Origin of the sequence: Limosilactobacillus reuteri (assembly GCF_020785355.1) — a bacterium.
Taxonomy (GTDB): domain Bacteria; phylum Bacillota; class Bacilli; order Lactobacillales; family Lactobacillaceae; genus Limosilactobacillus; species Limosilactobacillus reuteri_I.
This window is the reverse complement of the sequence record NZ_JAJGVH010000077.1, coordinates 23926-48961: the sequence shown is the minus strand read 5'-3', so window position 1 is coordinate 48961 and position 25036 is coordinate 23926. Positions and strand designations below refer to the sequence as shown.

General features: G+C 40.0%; 8 protein-coding genes. All 8 read left to right on the top strand.

Annotation, left to right across the window (positions count from 1 at the left end):
• Positions 1-389 precede the first annotated feature (389 nt).
• The 8 genes from LMB56_RS07540 to LMB56_RS07505 all read left to right on the top strand — a co-directional run bounded on the left by LMB56_RS07540 (position 390) and on the right by LMB56_RS07505 (position 24919).
• On the top strand, positions 390-13688 hold the full coding sequence (locus LMB56_RS07540; RefSeq protein ID WP_229283959.1) for a mucin-binding protein: 13299 nt from the start codon (positions 390-392) through the stop codon (positions 13686-13688).
• A gap of 1657 nt (positions 13689-15345) precedes the next feature.
• On the top strand, positions 15346-16653 hold the full coding sequence (serS, locus tag LMB56_RS07535) for a serine--tRNA ligase (protein WP_229283960.1): 1308 nt from the start codon (positions 15346-15348) through the stop codon (positions 16651-16653).
• 266 nt (positions 16654-16919) lie between these two features.
• Entirely contained in the window at positions 16920-18383 is a 1464-nt protein-coding gene (locus LMB56_RS07530) for an ABC transporter substrate-binding protein/permease (protein WP_153703342.1), read from the top strand.
• Between the two features lies 1 nt (position 18384).
• Positions 18385-19128, top strand: coding sequence for an amino acid ABC transporter ATP-binding protein (locus tag LMB56_RS07525; RefSeq protein ID WP_003665372.1), 744 nt, complete (start codon positions 18385-18387; stop codon positions 19126-19128).
• A gap of 303 nt (positions 19129-19431) precedes the next feature.
• On the top strand, positions 19432-20781 hold the full coding sequence (locus LMB56_RS07520) for an amino acid permease (RefSeq protein WP_229283961.1): 1350 nt from the start codon (positions 19432-19434) through the stop codon (positions 20779-20781).
• A 956-nt stretch (positions 20782-21737) separates the two neighbouring features.
• Positions 21738-22943, top strand: a complete 1206-nt coding sequence (locus LMB56_RS07515) for a NupC/NupG family nucleoside CNT transporter (RefSeq protein ID WP_035153464.1) — start codon at positions 21738-21740, stop codon at positions 22941-22943.
• A gap of 80 nt (positions 22944-23023) precedes the next feature.
• Positions 23024-23932 carry a ribonucleoside hydrolase RihC gene (rihC, locus tag LMB56_RS07510; protein ID WP_003669659.1) on the top strand — a complete coding sequence of 303 codons (909 nt, stop codon included), beginning with the start codon at positions 23024-23026 and terminating at the stop codon, positions 23930-23932.
• A 102-nt stretch (positions 23933-24034) separates the two neighbouring features.
• On the top strand, positions 24035-24919 hold the full coding sequence (locus LMB56_RS07505; protein WP_229283962.1) for a 3-hydroxyacyl-CoA dehydrogenase: 885 nt from the start codon (positions 24035-24037) through the stop codon (positions 24917-24919).
• Positions 24920-25036 lie beyond the last annotated feature (117 nt).

Sequence of the window (25036 nt, the reverse complement as noted above, 5' to 3'; positions counted from 1 at the left end):
AAAGAGGACTGCGTAGAGGATAAAAATAGACTGTGGTTTAGGAAATGATTCTTGCACAGCTTGACGATATGGGTTTGAAATGAACGACGTGCTTTTTATGGTGATAAACAAAATTGAATAATTCACTCCCGAAATCGAATGAAATATTCTTCATATCTTCCCGAAATGTTTAATAAAAAGTCTAAATTTTTTAAAAAAGATAAATGTTGATATACCAAGGGTTTATCAATAAATAAGCAGAAATGGCAAAAACACATTTTAAAAATACTTTCTAAATAGGTTGCCTTTTTTCTTAGAAACTATATATTAGTATTTGTAAACAAGTTATATGTACTGTTAATCTGTATTATTTACTCGTCAATCAAACCTAACAAGGGGGACGTAAATTTATGTTATCGCATAATAATTGGGAAGAACAAATTAAAAAATATGAACCCAAAAAGCAACGTTTCACCATCAAGAAATTATCTGTTGGTGTAGCGTCTGTTTTGCTTGGTGTTACATTTGCTGCGGGAACCGCCTCAGCAGATAGTACGACTGCAAATGCTGATTCTGCTTCTGGGAGCGATTCAGCAGAACAAACAGATCATAACCTTACATTAAATTCAGCAAGCACTTCTACTTTGAAGTCTGCTACTGCTGAAAATCAAAGCAACAATGCATCCGCTGCTGTGCAAAATCCAGCAGGGGATATTAAAGCACAAGCAGCTAACGATTACGAAGCTGCTGTTAATGCTGCTGTTGCTAATGCTTCAAGTGATGTTGCTAGTGAAGCTACTCAAAACAGTGCATCTGCTGCCCAAAATTCAGCAGCTGCTAGCTCAAACGCACAAGCAAGTACCGCAAGTGCTGTTGCTACACAATCATTTACAGTCAGTTCATCTGCTGTAAACAACAACTTAAACTATGCATCTGTATTTGCTAGTTTGGCTGCAATGCCACAAGCAAACACTGCTGCTCAATCATCAGTTGCTAACTCAACGGCAAATGATGACGAATACAGTAATTACGAGACTGTTACTGACTGGAATGGCCTTCAAAATGCTGTCTTAAGTGGTGCTAAAGGTGTAAATGTTAAGGGTAATATTACTCCTGGATTTTTTGGTACTTTACTAGGTAATGGTTTAACTATTAATGGTACTTTTACAATTCATGGTATTGATGGTGCGGTGTTAAATCTTGGGCAAAACAAGATTAATAATAACGGCCAATTAACGCTTGCTGATGTGACTGTTAATGGTGCAATTGCTGGTAATGGTACGGTAAACATTAAAGGTACTGTTAATTCCAATATTGATGCTACTAGTGGTCAAATTACTGGTAACACTAGTGAAGTTGCAAGCCTTTTAGATGATGTTATTGGTACTAAAAATGGTGGTGGCTTTGGTCTCACATGGACTGGCGATAACAATACCGGTTGGACATATACTAACTGGTACAAAGCCAATATTAAGGCTTCGAAAGTTAATATTGATCAAGGTGCTACTTTAAATATTAATCGTAGTGTTGTTGGTGATGGTATTGAAGCTCCAAATAATGGTGTTGTTAATGCTGGAATTAATTCACATTTAAATATTAATTTAAAGGATGCTCAAACTGCTTCACGTGCCAACGAACAAAGCTCAAGCATGGATAATGCAAGTGCAGGTATTCGAATTTATGATAATGGTACGATTACTAGCGGTGATAGTGCTGAAATTAATATTCATGCTGGTCATGGTCGTGCAATTGTTGTTAATGAACCATTTGGTGGTACTGCTACAATTCATAATGCTGGTTTAGATAGCTGGGAAAATGGTCGTCAAGGTGATCAATCATCTAGAGCTGCTAAACACCGTACTTCAGTGGTTCTTGGTGACAGTACCAAGATGAATATCACCGGTCGCGGTGGCCTTGTTTTAGGTGATACTGCAACCTTTGTAACTGGGGACCACAGTATTATTCATATTGATAACCAAGGTAACGGTGAAGGATTGCTTCTTGATGCTAATAGCACGGTTATTGTTTCACCACATTCTCAATTATTAATGACTTCCAATGGTAAGAATGCATCTGGTTACTACGGTGGCGGTAATTATATTGGAATGGGTCAAGATGCTAAGTTCCGTGTTGAACACGATGCAACATTCCGTTATAAACTTACTAATTCAATGAACAACGAAGCACGTCCATATGCGGATAATTTCAACATTATTTCCCAAGCTTCTAATACCCATCCTGAAGTTTATGTGGGTAACAATGCTACCTTTGATGGTCAAAGTGATTACGATGATTATTACGGTGAAATTTTTGCATTCTCGTTAACATCCGGTGCTAATACGTCAACTGTTTTCCAAATTGATGGTGCTAAATATGTTAATTGGGAAAAGAATTCTCAAGTTATTGGCCACAGTCAAGCGGGTAATCTCTTCTACTCAATGGATGCAGGTTTAATTGATGCGACTGGTCAAAAGTACTATGTCTTTAAGTGGAATAATGGAAACTTGAATGATAATAATTATACTTTTGATGATTCAAGTTCTAATAGTATTGCTCAATCGATTAAAAACTTTGAAAATAGTTCTGATAAGTATTGGACTGATATTGAACACTTAGCAACTAAGTATAGTAAGAGCGGTAACACTGCTGAATGGCCAGGACATGTTGTTAGTGGTAATGATATTTCAGCTGGTAATGGTTATAATCCTGTTGATAAAAAGACTGGGACTCCAATTGGTAACTACAACGCTGGGGATGGTGATCCTAGGCATACCACTGGTTTCGATCCGCTTAACTCACAACGTCTTGTTTTAGTTGCTTCAACTATCCCTACACAAGAAGATGATACTAAGCAGGAAGTGCAAGATTACAATGTTAAGATTGTTTACGATGAAAATCTTCAACCTGGTCAAGTTAAGCTTGTACAACAAGGTATTAAAGGATTAAAGCGGACAACAACTACTACTTACTACAACGTTGATCCATCAACTGGTGAAAAGACCCTTGATACTTCAAAGGGTAATAACGGTGTATCAACAACCACTACTGTTCTTAACGAAGCACAAGATGAAATTATTCATGTTGGTAAGCAAACTGCTACTATCAATTACCTTAAGCAAGATGGTAATAATGCTGCCACACCGATTACTAACGCTAATGGCCAAGCAATTGTTGGTACGGTAACTGGTAATCCAGTAAAGATTGATGCACAAGGTAATGTTGAATTTGATGCTGCTGGTAACGCTACTGCTAATGCCATTGATTACACTGACTATACTAGTGATTTAAGCAATGCCGAAAATAATGCGGCTGGATACAATTATGATGTTGTTAATGATCAATGGGCTCAAGCAGTTAAGAGTGGAACTAATAAGTACAATGTTTCTGGCTTAACCAAAGCAGCTATTCAAGAAGCGGCTGAAAAGGCTGGCTTGAATAATGCGGTGACTATTGCGCAAGAAGGTCCAGTATTTAACGTTGTCTTGAAAAAGGCGATTGAAAAGGGTTCAGTTAAGGTTATTTATCACGATGATACTACCAATACTGAAATTCCTAATACTGAATACAACTCTGGCGATTTAGATGCTGGGACTAAGGTTGATTACAGCACTTCAACTACTATTAAGGACCTTGAAAATAAGGGCTACGTATACGTAAGTACTGATGGTACGATTCCAGCTGAAATCCCAGCTAACGAAAACCGAACTGTAACAGTGCACTTGAAGCACGGTCTTGAAGATGTCAACAAGAACAATCCTCATGACCAAGTAGTATCGGCTACTGTAACTCGTAACGTTAAGTACACTGTTAATGGGCAAGCATCAAGCCAATTGCCTGCTAAGACTGAAAGTGTTGACTTTTCCGCTACCGGTCATTGGGACAAAGTTCTTAACCAATTAGTTGATATTGTTAACGGTAATATCGTTGTTGAAAACGGTCAAGTAAAGCAAGGTAGCTTAACTTGGGCTCCAGATTCAGCAACTATTAAAGGTTACGATGCCCCTGTTCTTGCTGGTTATCATGTTGATTCAGTTTCCGCAACGCAGAACGGTCAAGATGTCACAGCGCAAAACGTTGATGGTAATGGTACTGTTAAGAATGTTACTGTTAACCACAATGATAAGAACATTAACGTCACAGTTAACCTGGTTAAGAATGCTGAAGAAAAGGCTAACTTAAAGATTGTTGACGATACCACTGGTCAAATTTTGAACACCCTTAACGCTCAAGGGGACGAGAACACTCCAATTAGCTTTACTAATGGTGATTCAATTGTTCAAGGTTACCTTAACAATGGTTACAAGTTCGTTAGTGTTGTAAATGATCACAACGGTCAAACTTTATCAACAACTAACTACGCAAGTGCTAACTTTGGTAACTACGACACTGATGCAAATACTGACCAAAGCTTTACTGTTCACTTGGTACACGGTACTAACCCAGTAAACCCTGAAAACCCAACTGACAAGTACACTAAGAGCGACTTACAAAAGCAAGCAACTCGTACTATTAACTATGTCGATAACAATGGTGTCAAGATTGCGGACTCAGTAACTTCAACTGTTATCTTCACTGGTTCAGGTGTTGTAGATACTGTAACTGGCAACTTAGTAAACTTAAATGCTGATGGTTCAATCAAGGACCAAAATGGTCAATTAACTTGGACTTACTCAGTAGATGGTGGAGCTGCTCAAAATGGTAGTTCTTACACATTTGAAGCAACTGCTGCTCGTCCGACTATTACTTATAACGGCTCAGACTACAACTTCACTTCTGTAAACCCAGGTAACTACAATGCTGGAAACGGTGCGGTATCAAGCTACTTAGTAAATAATCAAGATCCACAAAACTTAACTGTTGATGTTATTTACAACAAGCAAGCAACATACCATGCAGGTAAGACTGAGACTAAAGAAGTAACGCGGACCATTAATTACTTAGATGGTAAGACGGGTGAAAAGATTCCATCTGGCCTGATCCAAAACAACCCAGTATCACAAACGGTTAATATGCACCGGACTGAGATTGTTGACAATAATGGTAAGGTAATTGGTTACGGTACAGTAAGTGCAGATGGCAAGTCATATACTATTAACAATGATTATGTTGTTGATGGTAACTGGGCAAGTGTAACTTCACCAGACTTAACTGTTAATGGTTACAAGGCTCCACGCTTTGACAATGGAACTTCTGCTGCAACTGTAGCAGGTGTAACTGTAGACCAAAACACTACTAACACGACTGTTAATGTTTACTACGACCACAACGAAATTCCAGTTGGCCCAGATACACCAAATAAGCATGGTGTAGATCCAAATGAGTTGACTAAGAATGTTAAGGAAACAGTTCACTATGTTGGTGCGGGCGACAAGACTCCAGCTGATAGTGTTCAAAACTCTAAGTGGACGCGGACAGTTACTGTTGATGCAGTAACCAACAAAATTATTCCAAACGGTCAATACACCACTGACTGGACAATTCCGGATGGTCAAAAAACTACTTATGACCAAGTAAATACGCCAGTTGTAGAAGGTTACTACGCAGACCAAACAAACGTACCAGCAACTGCCGTAACCCAAGCCGACATTGAAAAGACGGTAACTTACAAGCCTGTTGGTAATGTTGTTCCAGTTGATCCAAACGGAAACCCAATTCCAGGTGTACCATCTACACCATTCCCTAACGACCCAACTGACCCAACTAAGACTACTCCAGGTACAAAGCCAACTGTTCCAGGCTACCACCCAGAAACTGGTAAGCCAGGCGATCCAGTTGACCCAGTTCCAGGTAACCCAGGTGAAGATGTAAAAGTTCCTTACGTTAAGGATCAAGGTGCAGTACAAGTTATCTACCACGATGACACTACTAACACCACTATTCCAGGCGTTGGCTACAATTCAGGTGACTTAGACGCCGGTACTAAGGTTGAGTACACAACTGCTTCCACGATTGCTGATCTTGAAAAGCAAGGTTATGTATATGTATTAACTGATGGTACTATTCCAGCTGAAATTCCAGCAAACGATAGTATCACTGTAACTGTTCATATGAAGCATGGTGTACAACCAGTTACTCCAGATACGCCAACTCCAGATGTTCCAAAGAATACTCCAGCAGAAGCTCGCCCAGATCAATTAACTAAGAAAGTTAACTTGACTGTAAACTACGTAAATGCTGACGGTACTACATTTACTGGTACGATCCCAGGAAATGCTAAGCAAACGGCTACATTTACTGGTACTGCTTATGTTGACAAAGTTACTGGACAATTAGTAAATGCCAAGCAAGAAGATGGCAAGTGGGTAATTGATGCTGACGACACTGCAACACCACAAATTACTTGGACTAGTGACAAAACCAGCTTTGATGGTGTAACTTCACCAGCTGAAAATGGCTACCACGTAACTGATGTTTCTGCCCATGCTGATGGAAACAATGTTGCGGCAATTACTGGCCTGACTAAGGATAGTCAAGATATCAATATTACCGTAACTTACACTAAGAATGGCGAAGAAACTCGTAACGAACGCGATGTTGAAGCTTCACAAGTTGTAAACTATGTTGATGAAAATGGTAACAAGCTTGCCGATTCTAAGTCACAAGGTTTCAGCTTCCACTACACTGGTGATGTTTACGACACTACAACTGGGCAAATCACTAAGCAGGGTTCATGGAATGAAACTAACCACAACTTTACTGCTGAAGATGTTCCGGTAATTAATGGCTATGTAGCAGTATCTGGATACACTAATGAAGGCGGTAAGTACGTTGCTGGTGGCTTCAACGCTTCAAATACTGGTAGTAAGGAAGATATTAATAAGGTATTTACTGTTGTCTACAAGAAGGTTGGTAAGATTATTCCAGTTGGTCCAGATGGCAAAACGCCAATTCCAGACGCACCAACGCCAAACTATCCAAATGATCCAACCAACCCAACAGATGTAAAGCCAAACGAGCCAGTTCCAGACGTACCAGGCTACCGTCCAACGGTTCCGACAGTAACTCCAGATAAGCCAACTGAAGATACGCCAGTTATATACAACCAAGTACAAAAGGCTGACTTGACAATTGTTGATCAAGATAATAATAACCAACAAATCATTGTTGACGGGATTACTACTAAGTTCAATGCTGATGGTATTAAGGATGAAAACATTGTCTTCACTGGTACTGAAGCTGCTCAGGCTGCCCTTGAAGCTCGCGGTTACGAATTTGTAAGTTCAAACTTCACTAGCGGCACTAAGTTTGATGATGACGCCAACACGGACCAACACTTCATCATTGTTATGAAGCATGGTCAACAACCAGTAACGCCAACTAACCCAGGTAAGCCAGGCGAACCGATCAACCCTAACGATCCAGATCCAAATGGTCCTAAGTATCCACAAGGTTCTGATCAAGTAACTAAGGACATTACCCGGACAATCCAATACGTTGACGAAAACGGTGATACAGTAAGCAGTTCAGTAGAACAACCAGTTCACTTTACTGCTCAAGGTGTTCTTGATAAGGTAACTGGTCAATGGATTACCCCATTAACTTGGAGCGGTAGTCAAGCTGTTGCTAGCGTTAAGTCACCTGTAATTGCTGGTTACCACTTAGTAAGCGTTGACCGTGATGCGGCAGGTAATGATGTTGCAGGTGTAACCCTTACTCACGAAAATGACAGTTACACGGTAACGGTTAAGTACGCCAAGAACGGAAAGATTGTTCCAGTTGATCCAACTGGCAAGCCAATTCCAGATGTACCACAACCACAATACCCAACTGATCCAACTGATCCAGCTAAGGTAACACCAAATGAACCGGTACCAACTATTCCTGGCTACACCCCAGAAGTACCAACAGTAACTCCAGATAAGCCAGGCGAGGATACACCAGTTGTTTACCATCAAAATGTTCAAGCTACAGTAAACTACATTGATGATGTTACAGGTCAAACTCTTAAGACTGATACATTACAAGGTGTTGAAGGCAACAAGAGTGATTATTCAACTAAGGGTTCAATCGCTAACTACGAAAGTCAAGGCTACAAGTTAGTAAGCGATGACTTCCCAGCTGATGGCTACACATTTGCTACTGGTGAACATGTCTTTAATGTCCACTTGACTCACAGTACTTCTCCAGTAAACCCTGATCATCCAGGTGCTGGTTATAGTGCAACTGACTTGAAGAAGACTGTTACTCGGACGATCAACTATCTTGATGGTCAAGGAGATGTTGTTGCAAACCAAGTAAGTCAATCATTCGACTTTATCGCTAATGGTACGGTTGATAACGTCACTCACAAGTTAGTTACTGTTGAAAATGGTAAGATCACCGGCGACGGTCAATTGACTTGGAACGCTGCTAGCCATGACTTTGATGCTGTTGTATCACCAACGATCAAAGGGATGCACGTAACAAACGTAACACCTACAGATCAAAAGGCTGGCGATAACGTTGCTAAGACAACTGTTAACAACCAGAGCGGTAACATTATTGTAAATGTTTACTATGCTTCAAATGGTACTCACCAAGATGGCGCTAAGACTGTTCCATCAACACAAACTGTTACATTCGTTGATGAAGACGGCAATGAACTTCACGCTCCAGCTGTTAGTGACTTCACCTTTAGCCGGACTCCAGATGTAACTGATCCAGAAGGTAATGTTACTGAAGGTTCATGGAACGCTACTAGCCATACTTACGGTACAGTTAATGTTCCGGTAATCCCTGGTTACGTTGCTGAAGTTACAACTGCCGGTGGTAAGACTGCTACAATTGATAACCCTAACGTTACTGATAAGGTTGTCTACAAGAAGGTTGGTAAGATTATTCCAGTTGACCCAACTGGTAAGCCAATTCCAGATACACCAACGCCAAGTTACCCTAATGATCCAACCGATCCAACGAAGGTAACGCCAGATGAACCAGTACCAAGTATTCCTGGTTACACTCCAGATACGCCTACAGTAACTCCAGATAAGCCAACTACTGATACACCAGTAACTTATCGTCAAAATGTTCAAGCTGCTGTAACTTACATTGATGATGTAACTGGTTCAACTCTTAAGACTGATACATTAACTGGCCTTGACGGCAAGCCTAGTGATTACTCAACTAAGAGTTCAATCGCTAACTACGAAAGTCAAGGTTACGAATTAGTAAGCGATGACTTCCCAGCTGATGGATATACATTCTCCACTACTGGTACCCATAGCTTTACTGTTCACTTAACACATGGTACTGAACCAGTTAACCCAGAACATCCAGGTGCTGGTTACGACAAGACTGATTTACAAAAAGAAGTTACGCGGACAATTCACTTTGTAAATACCCAAGATGGTAAGCAAGTGGCTGATCCAGTTTCTGAAACGGTTAACTTTACTGCTAATGGTACAGTTGACAAAGTGACAGGTAAGTTAGTAACTGTTGAAAATGGTAAGATTACTGGCCCAGGTAAATTAAGCTGGACACCGGCTCAAGACGTAAAGGCTGTTCAATCTCCAGCTATTGATGGTATGCACATAACTTACGTAAGTCGTGACGCAGATGATACTAACGTTAAGGGCGTATCACTTACTCACAATGACTCAAGCTACGACGTTTACGTAAACTATGCACCAAACGGTACTACTACTGAAAACGGGCAAAATATTCCAGCTTCACAAACAATTAAGTTTGTTGATGAAAATGGTAATACGCTCCGTGAAAACAATGTTCAAACTAGCGAATTCACTCGGACACCAGATGTAGTTGATTCTGTAACTGGTAAGACAATTACTGAAGGTTCATGGAATGAAACTAGCCACAAGTTTGGCACAATTAACGTTCCAGTAATTAATGGCTATGTTGCTGAAGTTACAACTGCCGGTGGATTGACAGCAACCACTGACAATCCAAATGTTGTGACAGAAGTCGTTTACAAGAAGGTTGGTAAGATCATCCCGGTTGACCCAACTGGCAACCCAATTCCAAACGTACCAACCCCAAGTTATCCTAACGATCCAACAGACCCAACTAAGGTAACGCCAAACGAACCAGTACCAACAATTCCTGGTTATACACCAGAAGTACCAACAGTAACTCCAGAAGTACCAACAAACGATACTCCAGTTGTTTATCACCCAGTAGACAACACACAAAATGCTCAAGTTCGTTACATTGATTTAACTAACAATGAAGAACTTGCTAACTCTGGTAACTTAAGTGGTCAACCAGGTGACAAGATTAACTACAGTACGGCTGACGAAATTAAGAGCCTTGAAGATAAAGGTTATGTTCTTGTTAATGATGGTTTCCCAACGGATGCTGCCTTTGATAATGATAAGGATCATGATCAAATCTTCACTGTTACCTTCCGTCATGGTACCCAGCCAGTAACGCCAACTGACCCAGGAAAGCCAGGCGAACCAATCAACCCTAACGATCCGGATGGACCTAAGTACCCAGATGGTTCTGACCAAGTAACTAAGGATGTTACGCGGACGGTTCAATATGTGGATGAAAATGGTAATAAGGTCAGCGAACCAGTAGAACAACCAGTTCACTTCACTGCTCAAGGTGTTCTTGATAAGGTAACTGGTCAATGGATCACTCCATTAACTTGGAGCGGTAGCCAATCTGTTGCGGGCGTTAAGACGCCAATAGTTGAAGGTTACCACGTAGTAAACGTGGATCGTGATGGCGATGGCAACAACGTTGCTGGTGTAATCCTTACTCATGAAAATGACAGTTACACAGTAACAGTTAAGTACGCTAAGAATGGAAAGATTATTCCGGTTGATCCAACTGGTAAACCAATTCCAAACGTACCAACGCCACAGTACCCAACCGATCCAACGGATCCAGCGAAGGTAACGCCAAACGAACCAGTGCCAAATGTACCGGGCTACACACCAAGTGTTCCAACAGTTACACCAACGGATCCTGGTAAGGATACGCCAGTACCATACAACCCAATCGTTAATGATCAAAACGCAGTTGTTAACTACGTTGACCAAGATAACAACAACGCTCAAATTGCAACTTCCGGTAACTTAACTGGTAAGCCAGGTAGTGTAATTAACTACAGTACGGCTGATCAAATCAAGCAACTTGAAAATCAAGGTTACGTTCTCGTAAGTGATGGTTTCCCAGCTGGTGCAACATTTGACGATGATGATAATACAACGCAAACTTACACGGTTGTCTTGAAGCATGGTCAACAACCAGTAACACCAACTAACCCCGGTAAGCCAGGCGAACCAATCAACCCTAACGATCCGGATGGACCTAAGTACCCAGATGGTTCTGACCAAGTAACTAAGGACGTTACTCGGACAATCCAATACGTGGACGAAAATGGTAATAAGGTTAGTGAACCAGTAGAACAAACTGCTCACTTTACCGGTGAAGGAGTTCTTGACAAGGTAACTGGTCAATGGATTACACCAATTACTTGGACTGGTGATGGAAACTTAACTGGCGAAAAGACACCAGTGGTTGAGGGTTATCATGTTGTACGGGTAAGCCGGGATAGTACTGATAACATCAATGTTGATGGTACGACCGTTAACCATGAAACAAATGATTACACGGTAACAGTTAGCTACGCTAAGAACGGAAAGATTATTCCAGTTGATCCATCAGGTAAACCAATTCCAAACGTACCAACTCCACAGTACCCAACCGATCCAACGGATCCAGCAAAGGTAACGCCAAACGAACCAGTGCCAAATGTACCGGGCTACACACCAAGTGTTCCAACGGTAACACCAACGGATCCTGGTAAGGATACGCCAGTACCATACAACCCAATCGTTAACGATCAAACAGCTGTTGTTAACTACGTTGACCAAGATAACGACAATGCTCAGATCGCAACTTCGGGCAACTTAACTGGTAAGCCAGGCAGTGTAATCAACTACAGTACTGCTGACCAAATCAAGCAACTTGAAGATCAAGGTTATGTCCTCGTAAGTGATGGCTTCCCAGCTGGTGCAGTATTTGACAATGATGACAATACTACCCAAACTTACACGGTTGTCTTGAAGCATGGTACAACGACCTTCAAACCGGATAAACCAGGTACACCGGGTGAACCAATTAACCCTAACTACCCAGACGGACCGAAGGTAACTAATGAAGATGTTGACTACCTCAAGGATGTTAAGTTTACTGTCCACTATGTTGGTGCGGGAAACGATAATCCAGCAGACAACGTTCAAAACGCGCAATGGACTCGTTCCATTACGGTTGACAATGTGACTGGCAAGATTATTAGCTCAACAGAATGGGTAAGTAACAAGGGAAGTTATGATGGCGTTAAGACTCCAGTTGTTAATGGTTACCATTCAGATCGGACACAAGTTGATGGGCCAAGTGTCACAATGGAAGATCAAGAAGCGACAGTTACTTATGTACCAAACGGAAAGATTATTCCGGTTGATCCAAATGGTACTCCAATTCCGGATGCCCCAACACCACAATACCCAACCGATCCAACGGATCCAACCAAGGTTACTCCAGATGAACCAGTACCAACAATTCCAGGCTACAAGCCAGAAGTACCAACGGTAACACCAACTGATCCAGGTGTTGATACACCCGTTAAGTACACGCCAGATACGGTAAATCCAAAGCCAGCAGTTGATCAAATCGCGATTGTTAACTACGTTGACCAAGATAACAACAACGCTCAAATCGCAACTTCCGGTAACTTGACTGGTAAGGCGGGTACGGTAATTAACTACAGTACGGCTGACCAAATTAAGGAATTGGAAGCAAAAGGTTATGTTCTTGTAACTGATGGTTTCCCAGCTGGCGCAACCTTTGATGATAATGCAGACCAAAACCAAGTCTTTACTGTTGCCTTGAAGCATGGTCAGGCTCCAGTGGGACCAAATAATCCACACGAACCAGGTACACCAGTTAACCCTGATGAACCAAATGGTCCAAAGTGGCCTGCTAAGGACACTTACACGAAGGAATACACTTCAACGGTTCACTTCGTGGACAATAACGGGAACAAGATGCGTGATGACGATGTACAAACTTCAACTTGGACTCGGACATTAATTATCGATAAGGTAACTGGTCAAATCATTAACCCTGACGAAAGTTGGACCGCTGATAAAGGCAGCTACGATGAAGTTAAGGTTCCAGTAATCAATGGTTACGTTGCAGATAAGGCAAATGTTCCAGCTAAGGAAACGGTTCAACGGAATATCGAAGATACGGTAACCTACAGCAAAGTTGGAAACATTGTACCGGTTGATCCAAGCGGCAACCCACTTCCAAATGTTCCAGCTGTGCCATACACTAATGACCCAACTGATCCAACTAAGGTTGTCCCAGATGAACCAGTACCTTCAGTTCCCGGAATGACACCAAACGTTACTACTGTAACGCCAACTCATCCAACTGTTGATACACCAGTTGTTTACACGACGCCAACGCCGGTAACTCCTGAGACGCCAGTAACACCACAACCAGATGAACCGGCAACTCCAGAAGCTCCAGCTACTTCAGAACCAGTTCAACCAGCAACTCCACAAGCCCCTGCTACCCCACAAGCAGAGACGCCAGCTCCAGTGAAGACTGAGTCAGCTGCACCTGCTAAGCAAGAAGCTAAGAAGTTACCACAAACTGGTAATGAAAATAATTCAGCTGCTGCCCTTGGATTAGCTGCATTAGGTTTAACTGGTTTATTGGCTGCAGGAAAGAAACGGCGCAAAGAAGATTAGTATAATTCTTTGAAGTGTCAAAGATAAGTTATGCGGAGAGTTGTGGTTAATTTGAAGATGGTTTATTGCAGTGACTTAACACATAATGCAATGGATAGTGGCTTAACAGATTCATAGCAACAAACTCGAAGCAGACGAAAAAGCTCATGTCTAAATGACATGGGCTTTTTTGCGTACTTGGTTGATTGGCGATGATCAAATGATAAGAAATGAGAGGGGGCTATTTATACATATGACCAACATTTCATTTATAAAAAGTGAATAAAAAAGAAAATATCATACTATTATCGCTCTTAAAAGTTGATATAATAACAATGGTATTTGATTTTTATTAAGAAAGTAAATTTTCTGATGATAAATCAGTTGAAAAAAGTTACTAAGAGTGTAGAATGACAATTGAAAGTTATTATTAAAATGTTGTTTCAACAAGATAAATGATTAATCATCATTTAATTATCAGCTTTTTAATAAAATGAAGTTCTTAAAAATTGCTAGTTTAGCCACTTGTTTAATAAATGATTGGTTGTAACTTGCCAGCAGGTGCCACCATTCATCTGGTCGACAGCTACAGATGAAATGCCACCTGGTAGTGATCTTGATGGTTACTATTTATCTCGAGGAGTACTTTACCTTTTATTTATAAAATGGTTTATTAAATGACTTAACTTACTCCAAAAGATAGTGGTAAGTATGTGCCAGGTGGCTTGGGATAATCTCCTTTTAAACTGGCGGATATAGGCTATTATAATAACCTTAAAGAGGCGCCCCCCGATGCCTACTTAGGCTAATTATAATGGTAGCTGTCGCTTGACTGGATAGTGGTAAAGTCAAGTTATTAAGTGTTAAGCAACGATTTTTGTGCATTGTTTGTTGCGACTACTACTCCCTAATAGATATAAGGTTTATCGCCTTATATAGTAGGTATCATAAAATAGTTGAACACTGTTTAGATAAATTTGTCAAACGGTAGAATGATAATGCTTATAAGAAACCCCCGAATACTTAACTTTAAGCATTAGTAGCAATATCTCCCCCAGATAACTTAAAAGTCTTATTGTCTACGCCAACAGCAATAAGCAGATAACAGTTTAGTTTTATCATATAAGTGTATTTGCTACCAAAAAGTTTTTTTATTGTTCATGACAATTGTGCTAAACAATGATTCAACAGTACAGATAGTACTAGTGATGCCTCAAAAGTCGGCACAGAAATTACAACAGTATGGTAAATGTGCTAGCCTACTGTAATGTAAGCCGCTTGGTGGTAGGTTTTAAATGTTGAATGGTGGACTTATCACCAAAGTTAGTTGTGCGTAAACTAACCAAAAAAGGATTTTCAGAAATGAAAATCCTTTTTTGTTTTAAATAAAAATTCAATTGATAAATTAGAGAAAGTGTAATAAGATAATTGCAGAATAGAAAACACGAATGCATTTCAAGTAGGTTGTTCAGAGAAGCAGCGGGTGGTGGAAGCTGTCAACCGAAACTCCGGTGCAAAAATATGTGGGCAGGTAATTCTGCACGGATAGTAGCCGTTATCTACTTCGAAGGGTGACTAAAGATAGTCAAACTTGGGTGGTACCGCGGAACTAGAGCCATTTCGTCCCAAAATATAAAGGATGGAATGGCTCTTTTTTATATAATTAGGAGGAAATACGATGTTAGATATTAAAAAGATTCGTCAAGAACCTGATTTTTATAAGGAAAAGTTGGCTACGCGTGGTGTAAAACCAGAAGAAATTGATGAAGTTATTGCGCTAGATAAGAAGCGGCGTGAATTGCTTCAACAAACCGAAACAATGAAGGCGCAACGTAATGAAGCATCAAAGAAGATTGGGGAAGCTAAGCGGAATGGTGAATCTGCCGATGCTGCCATTAAGGAAACTCGTGAACTTGGTGATAAGATCAAGGAACTAGACGCTGAAGTTGAAGCAAATGATGCAGAACTTCATAATAAGATGGCTCACCTCCCGAATGTTCCTCATGATGGTGTTCCGGTTAGCTTAACGGAAGACGGTGCTGTTGAATTGCGGAAAGTAGGTAAGGTGCGGGACTTTGATTTTGAACCTAAGCATCACTGGGATATCGGTGAAAACCTTGGTATTTTAGACTTTGATCGCGCTGGTAAGGTTTCTGGTGCACGTTTTGTCTACTACTTGGGTCTTGGTGCTCAGCTTGAACGGGCAGTTTACAACTTCATGCTTGACGAGCACATGAAGGAAGGGTATACCGAAGTCTTACCACCATACATTGTTAATGCTGAGTCAATGTACGGTACTGGTCAATTTCCTAAGTTCAAAGAGGGAGTTTACCAGGTTAATGGCGAGGATATGACTTTGATCCCAACTGCCGAAGTTCCGTTAACTAATTACTACCGTGGTGAAGTTATCCCGACTGAAGAATTACCAGTTTACGTTACTGCTTTAACACCATCATTCCGTTCTGAAGCGGGAGCAGCGGGTCGTGATACCCGGGGATTAATCCGGATGCACCAATTTAATAAGGTAGAAATGGTTAAGTATACTAAGCCAGAAAACTCATGGGATGAACTTGAAAAGATGACTGCTAACGCTGAAAACATCTTGAAGAAGTTAAACTTGCCATACCATGTTATTACCTTAACTACTGGTGACATGAGCTTTACGGCATCTGAAACACATGACCTTGAATTGTGGATGCCAGCACAAAATAAGTATCGTGAAGTTTCGAGTTGTTCAAACTGCTTGGACTTCCAGGCACGGCGGATGCACACCCAATACCGGGATGAGAATGGTAAATTACAATATGTTCACACGCTTAACGGTTCTGGTTTAGCCGTTGGGCGGACAGTGGCAGCTATCTTGGAAAACTATCAAAACGCTGATGGCTCCGTAACAATTCCAGAAGTATTGATACCATACATGCATGGTGTTACTAAGATTACTAAGGAAAATGCGGTTCCTTTCCGTAATAAAGTTAATAAATAAGAATAGAAGAATATTTTTCGCTAAAGAAGTTCGGAGTGCTAAATCTGAGCTTCTTTTTTGATTAAAAAAGTCTAAGAAAAGATCGAAAACGAATAAAATAGACTTAATAAAATTAACTTTTTGTTGGTTGTTATCTTTAAAAATCATTGTTTAAAACGCTGACATCTTAGATAAACACAAACTTTAATGAAGAATATTTATTTTATTTTCTGGCGATGATAAAGTAGTATCAACGTTAAAATTTGATTAAAAAGGAGTCGGTGCAGATGCATAGCAGCAAGATAAAAAATATGATCATCACCATTGTTGCAGTTCTTGGAATTGTAGTGGGGTGGCAAATGGTCGAACCTCAGCAGGTATCTGCTGCCGAACCGACTTATACGTTTGCAACTAATAACACCTTTGAACCCTTTGAAATTCAAGATAGTAAAGGTGGTTACTCAGGAAAGAATCCTGGGATTGAAATTGAAATGCTTAAGAAAATTGCCAAGCATGAGCATTTTAAGTATGAATTGAAGCCAATGAGCTTTAATGGTGACTTACAAGCTCTTGAAGCAGGACAAGTTGATGCAGTAATTGCCGGAATGAGCGTTACTGATGAACGAAAAGAAAAGTATGATTTTTCCACCCCTTACTATACTAGTGGGGTTGTTATGGCTGTTGCAAAAGATAGCAATATTAAGTCGCTGAGCCAATTAAAAGGCAAAACGGTTTCTGCCAAATCAGGAACAAGTGCGGCATTGTTTTTGAAGAATAACCAAAAGAAGTACGGTTACAAAATTCGCTACTTTGATTCTTCAAATACGATGTGGAATGATGTGAAAACTGGGAACACAGCCGCTACTTTTGATGATGGTCCTGTTCTTGAATACGGAATTAAGGAAGGTGTCCCACTTAAGGTTGTGACAAAGAAGCCAATTGACGCGCAACCAGTTGCCGTTGGATACCAAAAGGGCAAGAACTTAGAATTACAGAAAAAGATGAATGATGGGATCAAATGGCTAAAAGATACTGGTCAAATGGATCAAATCATTGATAAATATACTAAGAGTGACAAAACAACGAAGGACAGCGCGACTGATCGGACAATTTTGGGATTAATCCGCGCCAATTATCCAGCCTTGCTTCGTGGATTATGGATGACAATTGAATTAACCGTTGTCGGCATTATTTTTGCGATGATCTTTGGGGTAATTCTAGGTGTATTAGGTATCGCACAAAACAAATTTGCCAATGCTGTTTCTAGTACCCTGATTTATATCTTCCGTGGTATTCCAATGATTGTTTTAGCTTTCTTTATTTACATGGGGATTCCAAATGTTATTGGCCATAAAGTTCCATTATTCTTGGCAGGAATCTTAACCTTGACTTTTAACGAAGGGGCCTATATTGGAGCCATTGTTAAAGGTGGATTTGAATCCGTTAATATTGGACAGTGGGAAGCAGCACGGAGCTTAGGGTTGCCATATAGCAAAGCCTTGATTAAGGTTATTGCTCCCCAAGGATTTAAGTTAATGATTCCTTCGTTAGTTAACCAGTTTATTATTACCTTGAAAGACACCTCAATTCTTTCCGCAATTGGTGTAATGGAACTTACGCAAACGGGGACTGTTATCATTTCCCAGAACATGGAAGGATTTAAGATGTGGTTAATCATTGGAACGATGTATATCATTATCATTACCCTGTTGACTTGGTTATCAAACTACGTACAAAAGAGGATGGGTTAATATGGATAAAAACTATAAAGTACAAGTAAAAAATCTGCACAAAAGTTATGGAAGTAATGAAGTGCTGAAGGGTATTAGCTTGGACGTAAAACCCAATGAGGTGGTTTGCATGATTGGACCATCAGGATCGGGAAAAAGTACCTTTCTTCGTTGCATTAATAAGCTTGAAGAACCAAATAGCGGCCATATTTATATTGATGGCTACGATATTGCTGATCCGCAAGTAAATATTAATAAGGTTCGGGAAAATATCGGGATGGTTTTTCAGCACTTTAATCTCTTTCCAAATATGAATGTTTTGGAGAATATCACTTTGGCACCTGTTCAACTTGGCAAGATGACCAAGGAAGAGGCAGAAAAGGACGCGATGCACTATCTTGACTTAGTTGGGCTAGCTGATAAAGCAGGGGCAGATCCAACCAAGCTGTCTGGAGGTCAAAAGCAACGGGTAGCCATCGCCCGTGCCCTTGCAATGAAACCGGATGTAATGCTCTTTGATGAACCAACGAGTGCCCTTGACCCTGAAATGGTAGGGGATGTTTTGGAAGTAATGAAACGGTTAGCGCAAGAGGGAATGACCATGATCGTGGTAACTCACGAAATGGGATTTGCTAAGCAAGTTGCTGATCGGGTGGTCTTCTTCCATAATGGTGATATTCGGGAACAAGGCACCCCAGAAGAGATTTTTGATAATCCACAACATCCAGATACGAAGAATTTCTTGGATAAAGTGCTAAATATTTAATTATCGACTGACTTTTAGTAATTTAAATTTGACAAAGTTAGGATAATCATTATAATAATGAGTAACTTCTAATAATTGGTTGACAGAGAATCTAGCATTTGCTGAAAGCTGGATCCAATTAAATGGCATGAGCGTTTGAAATGGAGTGGTTTCCTTATCAACCGAGAGGTAGTTCGCAAATGTGAGCTATAAAGATGGGTGGAACCGCGTTAAAAAACGTCCCTGGTAGATGATTACCAGGGACGTTTTTGTTTGTTTAAGAAAACGTTTTTGTTATTAACTAAATTTTTAAGGAGGCATATTATGGACGAAAAACAACAACAGAAGTTAGAACGATCGCTTAAAAGTCGTCATGTGACGATGATTGCTATTGGTGGAGCTATTGGGACCGGTCTTTTTCTTGGATCAGGAACAGCCATTCACCAAGCAGGTCCTTCAATCATTCTTTCATACCTGATCGTCGGTATCTTTTGCTTCTTTATGATGCGGGCGTTAGGGGAACTTATTTTAGCTGATACTTCAAAACATTCATTTATTGATTCGGTTAAGGAATATCTTGGTGACCGAATGGAATTTGTTGCTGGATGGATGTACTGGGCATGTTGGCTAACATTAGCAATGGCAGATCTTACTGCTACTGGTATTTACTTGAAATATTGGTTCCCTAATTTACCACAATGGGTTGGTCCATTAATTATTGTTATTTTATTGATGTTAGTAAACATGGTAAACGTTGGGCTGTTTGGTGAACTAGAAAGTTGGTTCTCCATGATTAAGGTGATTGCAATTTTAGCCTTAATAGCAGTTGGCGCGGTTTTACTTGTGATGCATGGTCATGTCGAAGGGCGGCCGGTAACTCTTTCAAACCTAGTTAACCAGGGTGGCTTTTTCCCTACCGGTCCGATGGGCTTCTTAATGTCTTTCCAAATGGTAGTCTTTGCCTTTGTGGGAATTGAAATGGTCGGTTTGACAGCTGGAGAAACTAAGAATCCGGATAAGGATATTCCGAAGGCGATTAATACTTTACCAGTCCGTATTGGTTTATTCTATATCGGATCAATGATTGCGATGATGTCAATTTACCCATGGTTCCATATTAAGACTACTTCTAGCCCGTTTGTTCAAGTGTTTGCAGCAATCGGTGTTCCAGGAGCAGCTGCGATTTTAAACTTTGTGGTTTTGACGGCTGCAATGTCTGCAACTAACAGTGCGATCTTTAGTACTAGTCGTTCCCTCTACTCATTAGCTCGAAGCGGGAACGCACCAAAACGTTTTGGTGAATTAAGTGCGAAGGCAGTTCCTAATCATGCATTAACTTTCTCTTCATTGATTCTTTTTATCACAGTTATCTTGAATTATATTATGCCAGCTGGAATATTCGATGTGATTGCTGGAATTTCAACAATTACCTTTATTTTTACGTGGATCATTATTTTGGTTGCACATATTAAGTTCCGGCGGCAGAATCCAAAGGGAGTTACGAATTTCAGAATGCCAGGATATCCGATTACTAGTTGGTTAACAATTATTTTCTTCTTGGCAGTCCTAGTGATTTTACTCTTTATTGATTCAACACGAATTCCATTAATCCTTTCAATTGTCATTTTCGCACTGCTCGCTTATGGTTATGGATTTTTGAAGAAGAAAAATTAAAAACTTGGCAGAGGCTCGAAAATTTTGAGTCTCTTTTCTTTTGCATTTGATAATGAATAGTTTAAGAGAGAGCTAAAAAGTAATAGAAAAGTTGGTTTTGTTTAATAGTTGGAGGAGATCTAAATCCCGGTGTGACGCGGTTTAATTGTCTTTTTGTTGGGGAGGGATTATACTGAAAGTGTGGAAAGATAGAAGGCCGAATTTAACAAACATCTTCTCATAATAAAACTACTTTGAAGTACGTTAATTAGACTTTTTGCATGAAAATACCAACACCCCACTCCACATGAAACGCTTTAGTTTCCGTAAAAAGTATGTTAGCTAAAAGTAATTAGTGGCCATATCTACAACGAACCTATAATGATAAGCTTAAGTTCCTCGTATTAAGCAGATAGATAAGTTACCAAAAATTAAAAATAATAATACTCGGCCTTTCTTCCCACTTCTTCATGGTTGAGAAGCCCGGAATGTTATTTCGATAAACGTCCCGGGCTTCTGCCAGTTTAAACCCTAAACATTTTATGTTATTTCCTGGGAAATACTAAAGTTAGTGAAACTGTAAATTACTTCTCTAAATATTTGAACATTTGCTCAATTGATTTTAATTGAGTATAATAGAAAACCTTGGCAGGGGCGACGGAAAGACACATAGCAAAGACGATTTGCCACGTGTAACTTTCCGTTTCTTTTTGTTAACATATGACAGCGTTTTCATAAGTTCTAAAAAAACTTTGTGAAATTTCCGGAAGTTGAAAAGTTAATAAAATGAGCGAATTGTAAAATTATAATTTAAAAAATGATAAAAATTCACAAATTGTCTACAAAACAGCGCTTTACAGGAAGCAAATTTAAAGATATTCTTAAATAGTTAACTCGCCACAATTGCAATTATAGTATCTTAATTTGGAACGGCTGTTAACGAATATTCTATTTAAGGAGGGTACACAGCCATGTCTATGTATCTTATTATCAACATTATTGGGTTGATTGTCTTTCTTGGAATTGGATGGCTTTTCTCCAAGAATCGAAAGGAAATCAACTGGAAGACTGTAGGAATCATGGTAGTCTTGAACTTACTTTTAGCATGGTTCCTCGTAAGTTCAGCAGCTGGTCGTGCTGGGGTTAAAGCGGCCGCTGATGGTTTTGCTTGGATTGTTAACGTCTCTGCAAAAGGAACTGTGTTTGCATTAGGTGATTGGTACACACCAAAGAACCTTAACTTCATTTGTTCTGCATTAATGCCAATCCTTATGATTGTTCCATTGTTCGATATCTTAAACTACATTGGTGTATTACCATGGATTATTAAGTGGATCGGACGTGGACTTTCATTCATTACTGGTGAACCTAAGTTTGAATCATTCTTTGCTGTAGAAATGATGTTCTTAGGTAACACTGAAGTTTTGGCTGTTTCTGGTATGCAATTACGTGCCATGAACAAGGAACGTAATTTGACGATTGCCATGATGTCAATGTCTTGTGTTACTGCTTCAATTCTTGGTGCATATATTGAAATGATGCCAGGACAATATATTCTGACTGCTGTTCCAATTAACATTATTAACTCATTGATTGCTGTAAGTATGTTAAACCCTGTTAAGGTTCCAGCTGAAGATGACACCATCGAAAAGGTTGGTGCTGAAGTTGACTCTGATAAGCGTGAACCATTCTTCAGTTTCTTGGGAGACTCAATTTTAGGTGCTGGTAAGTTAATCCTTATCATCATTGCTAACGTTGTTGCCTTCGTTGCTTTGGCAGCCTTGATCGATGCTATCTTAGCATTGTTCTGGAAGGACCTTTCACTTGAAAGTATCTTAGGTGTTATCATGTTCCCATTCTCATGGTTACTTGGTTTACCTGTTCACCAAGCATGGATGCTTTCCCAAGATATGGGTATGAAGTTGATTACTAACGAATTCGTTGTTATGGGTAAGGTTACTGGTGAAATCAACAGTTACGCACCTCACTTACGGGCTGTCTTGACTGTCTTCGTAACTTCATTTGCCAACTTCGGTACTTTAGGTATGATTATTGGTGCCTTCAAAGGATTAGTTGACAAAGAAAACAACGATTACATTGCTTCAAACATTGGTTACTTAATGCTTTCTGGTATTTTGGTTTCATTATTATCAGCCGCATTTGTTGGTCTCTTTGTTTGGTAGAAATGGAAAAGCAGCTGGCAAGGCTGCTTTTTTCAACATTAAATCCGAAAACGCTTGCATGATAAAAAGGAGATAAAATTATGACTACAAAGATTATTATGGATACTGACCCAGGTATTGATGACGCAGCTGCTTTAACGATGGCTATTAATGACCCATCATTAGATTTGAAATTAGTTACAACAGTTGCTGGTAATGTTACTGTTGATAAGACAACTGCTAACGCTTTGAAGATTATTCACTTCTTCGGTAAGGATATTCCAGTTGCAGCAGGTGCCAAGCAACCATTGATTAAGCCTTTTGAAGATGCTGCCCGAATTCATGGTGAATCGGGAATGCCTGGTTATGACTTTGGCGACGATTATGGTAAGCCTCTTGATAAGACTGCTGTTGAAGCACTTCATGACGCAATCATGGCTGAAGATGAAGTCATCTTGGTTCCAACTGGTTCATACACTAACATTGCATTACTCTTTAGCGAATACCCAGAAGTAAAGAGTCACATTAAGCAAATCGTTGCGATGGGTGGTTCATTCTCTGGCGGTAACATGACCAGTGTAGCTGAATTTAACGTCTTCACGGATCCAGATGCTGCTAAGATTATGTACAATGCGGGTGTTCCAATTGTAACTGTTGGATTGGATGTTACCTTAAAAGCGCTCTTAACTGCGGATACGATTGAAAAACTTGGTAGTCTTAATAAGACTGGTGAAATGCTACATGGATTAATCACGCACTATAATGATGGTAGTGATCAAGGGCGTCCAATGCACGATGTTAATACTATTTTCTACCTTCTTCATCCAGAAGCATTTACTACGAAGGATATGTGGGTTGATGTTCAAACAGACGGTCCAGCAATCGGTGCTACTGTTGGTGACATTCGCGCTGCTTACCATGATGGCAAGACTAACGCAAAAGTTTGTTTAGACATTGATGCTGAATACTTCAATAAGTGGTTCTTAGAAGAAGTAAGCAAAATGAAATAAGATATTAGGAGCTGAGAGTTCGCTTTCGGCTCTTTTTATTACTTTCTAGTGTAAGCGCTTCACGATATAATAGTAGTAGTTAAAGTAAGGAGGAAATACCAAATGAAGAATATAATGATTGCCGGCGCTGGCGTATTAGGTAGTCAGATTGCATATCAAACGGCTTTATCCGGCTTTAATGTCAGCGTATATAATCACCATATTGATACCGCTGAACGACGGATTAAGGCGCTGAAAAGTGATTATGAACGTGACTTGCATTTGACTGATAAGGAATTTCAACAGGGCCTTGATAATATTAAAGTGATTACTGATGATGTTGCGACCGCGGTTAAAGATGCTGATTTAATGATTGAAGCATTACCAGAATCGTTAGAGTTAAAGGAGCAGTTTTACGAAGAAGTTTCAGGATTAGCCCCTGAAAAAACAATCTTTGCTAGCAACTCCTCTACATTTATCCCTAGCCAACTAGCTCCTTATACTGATCGGCCAGAAAAATTTCTTAATATGCACTTTGCTAACCAAATTTGGAAATTTAATGTGGTCGAAATTATGGGCACCTCCCAAACAAGTCCAGAGGTGATTGAAGAAGCTACAAAGTTTGCCCGGGAAATAAAGATGGTTCCTGTTATCCTTAATAAAGAACAACACGGCTATATTCTGAATTCCCTTTTGATTCCGTTACTTGCATCTGGTCTTAGCTTATGGGCTAAAGGAGTTGCTGATCCAGCGATGATTGATAAGGATTGGATGATTTCGACAGGTGCACCAATGGGACCATTTGGTATTTTAGATATGGTTGGTTTACGGACGGCAACGCAAATTGAACGGAATGCCTATGCCCAGACTAAGGATGAAAGTCATAAGGAAATTGCCGATAAGATGGAACAGATGATTCAAGAAGGGCACGAAGGAAAAGAATCGGGACAAGGATTTTATAATTATCCCAATCCGGCCTTCATTGATCCAGACTTTCTGAAGCATTAAGATTAAGTGTTGAAAACGTTAGGAAAGGGAGCAAGATAAAAGTCGCTCGTGACTGCTATCTTACTCCCTTATTTTGCGCTCCAATTTTCACGGAATCCGGTTGCAACAATGGCAAAA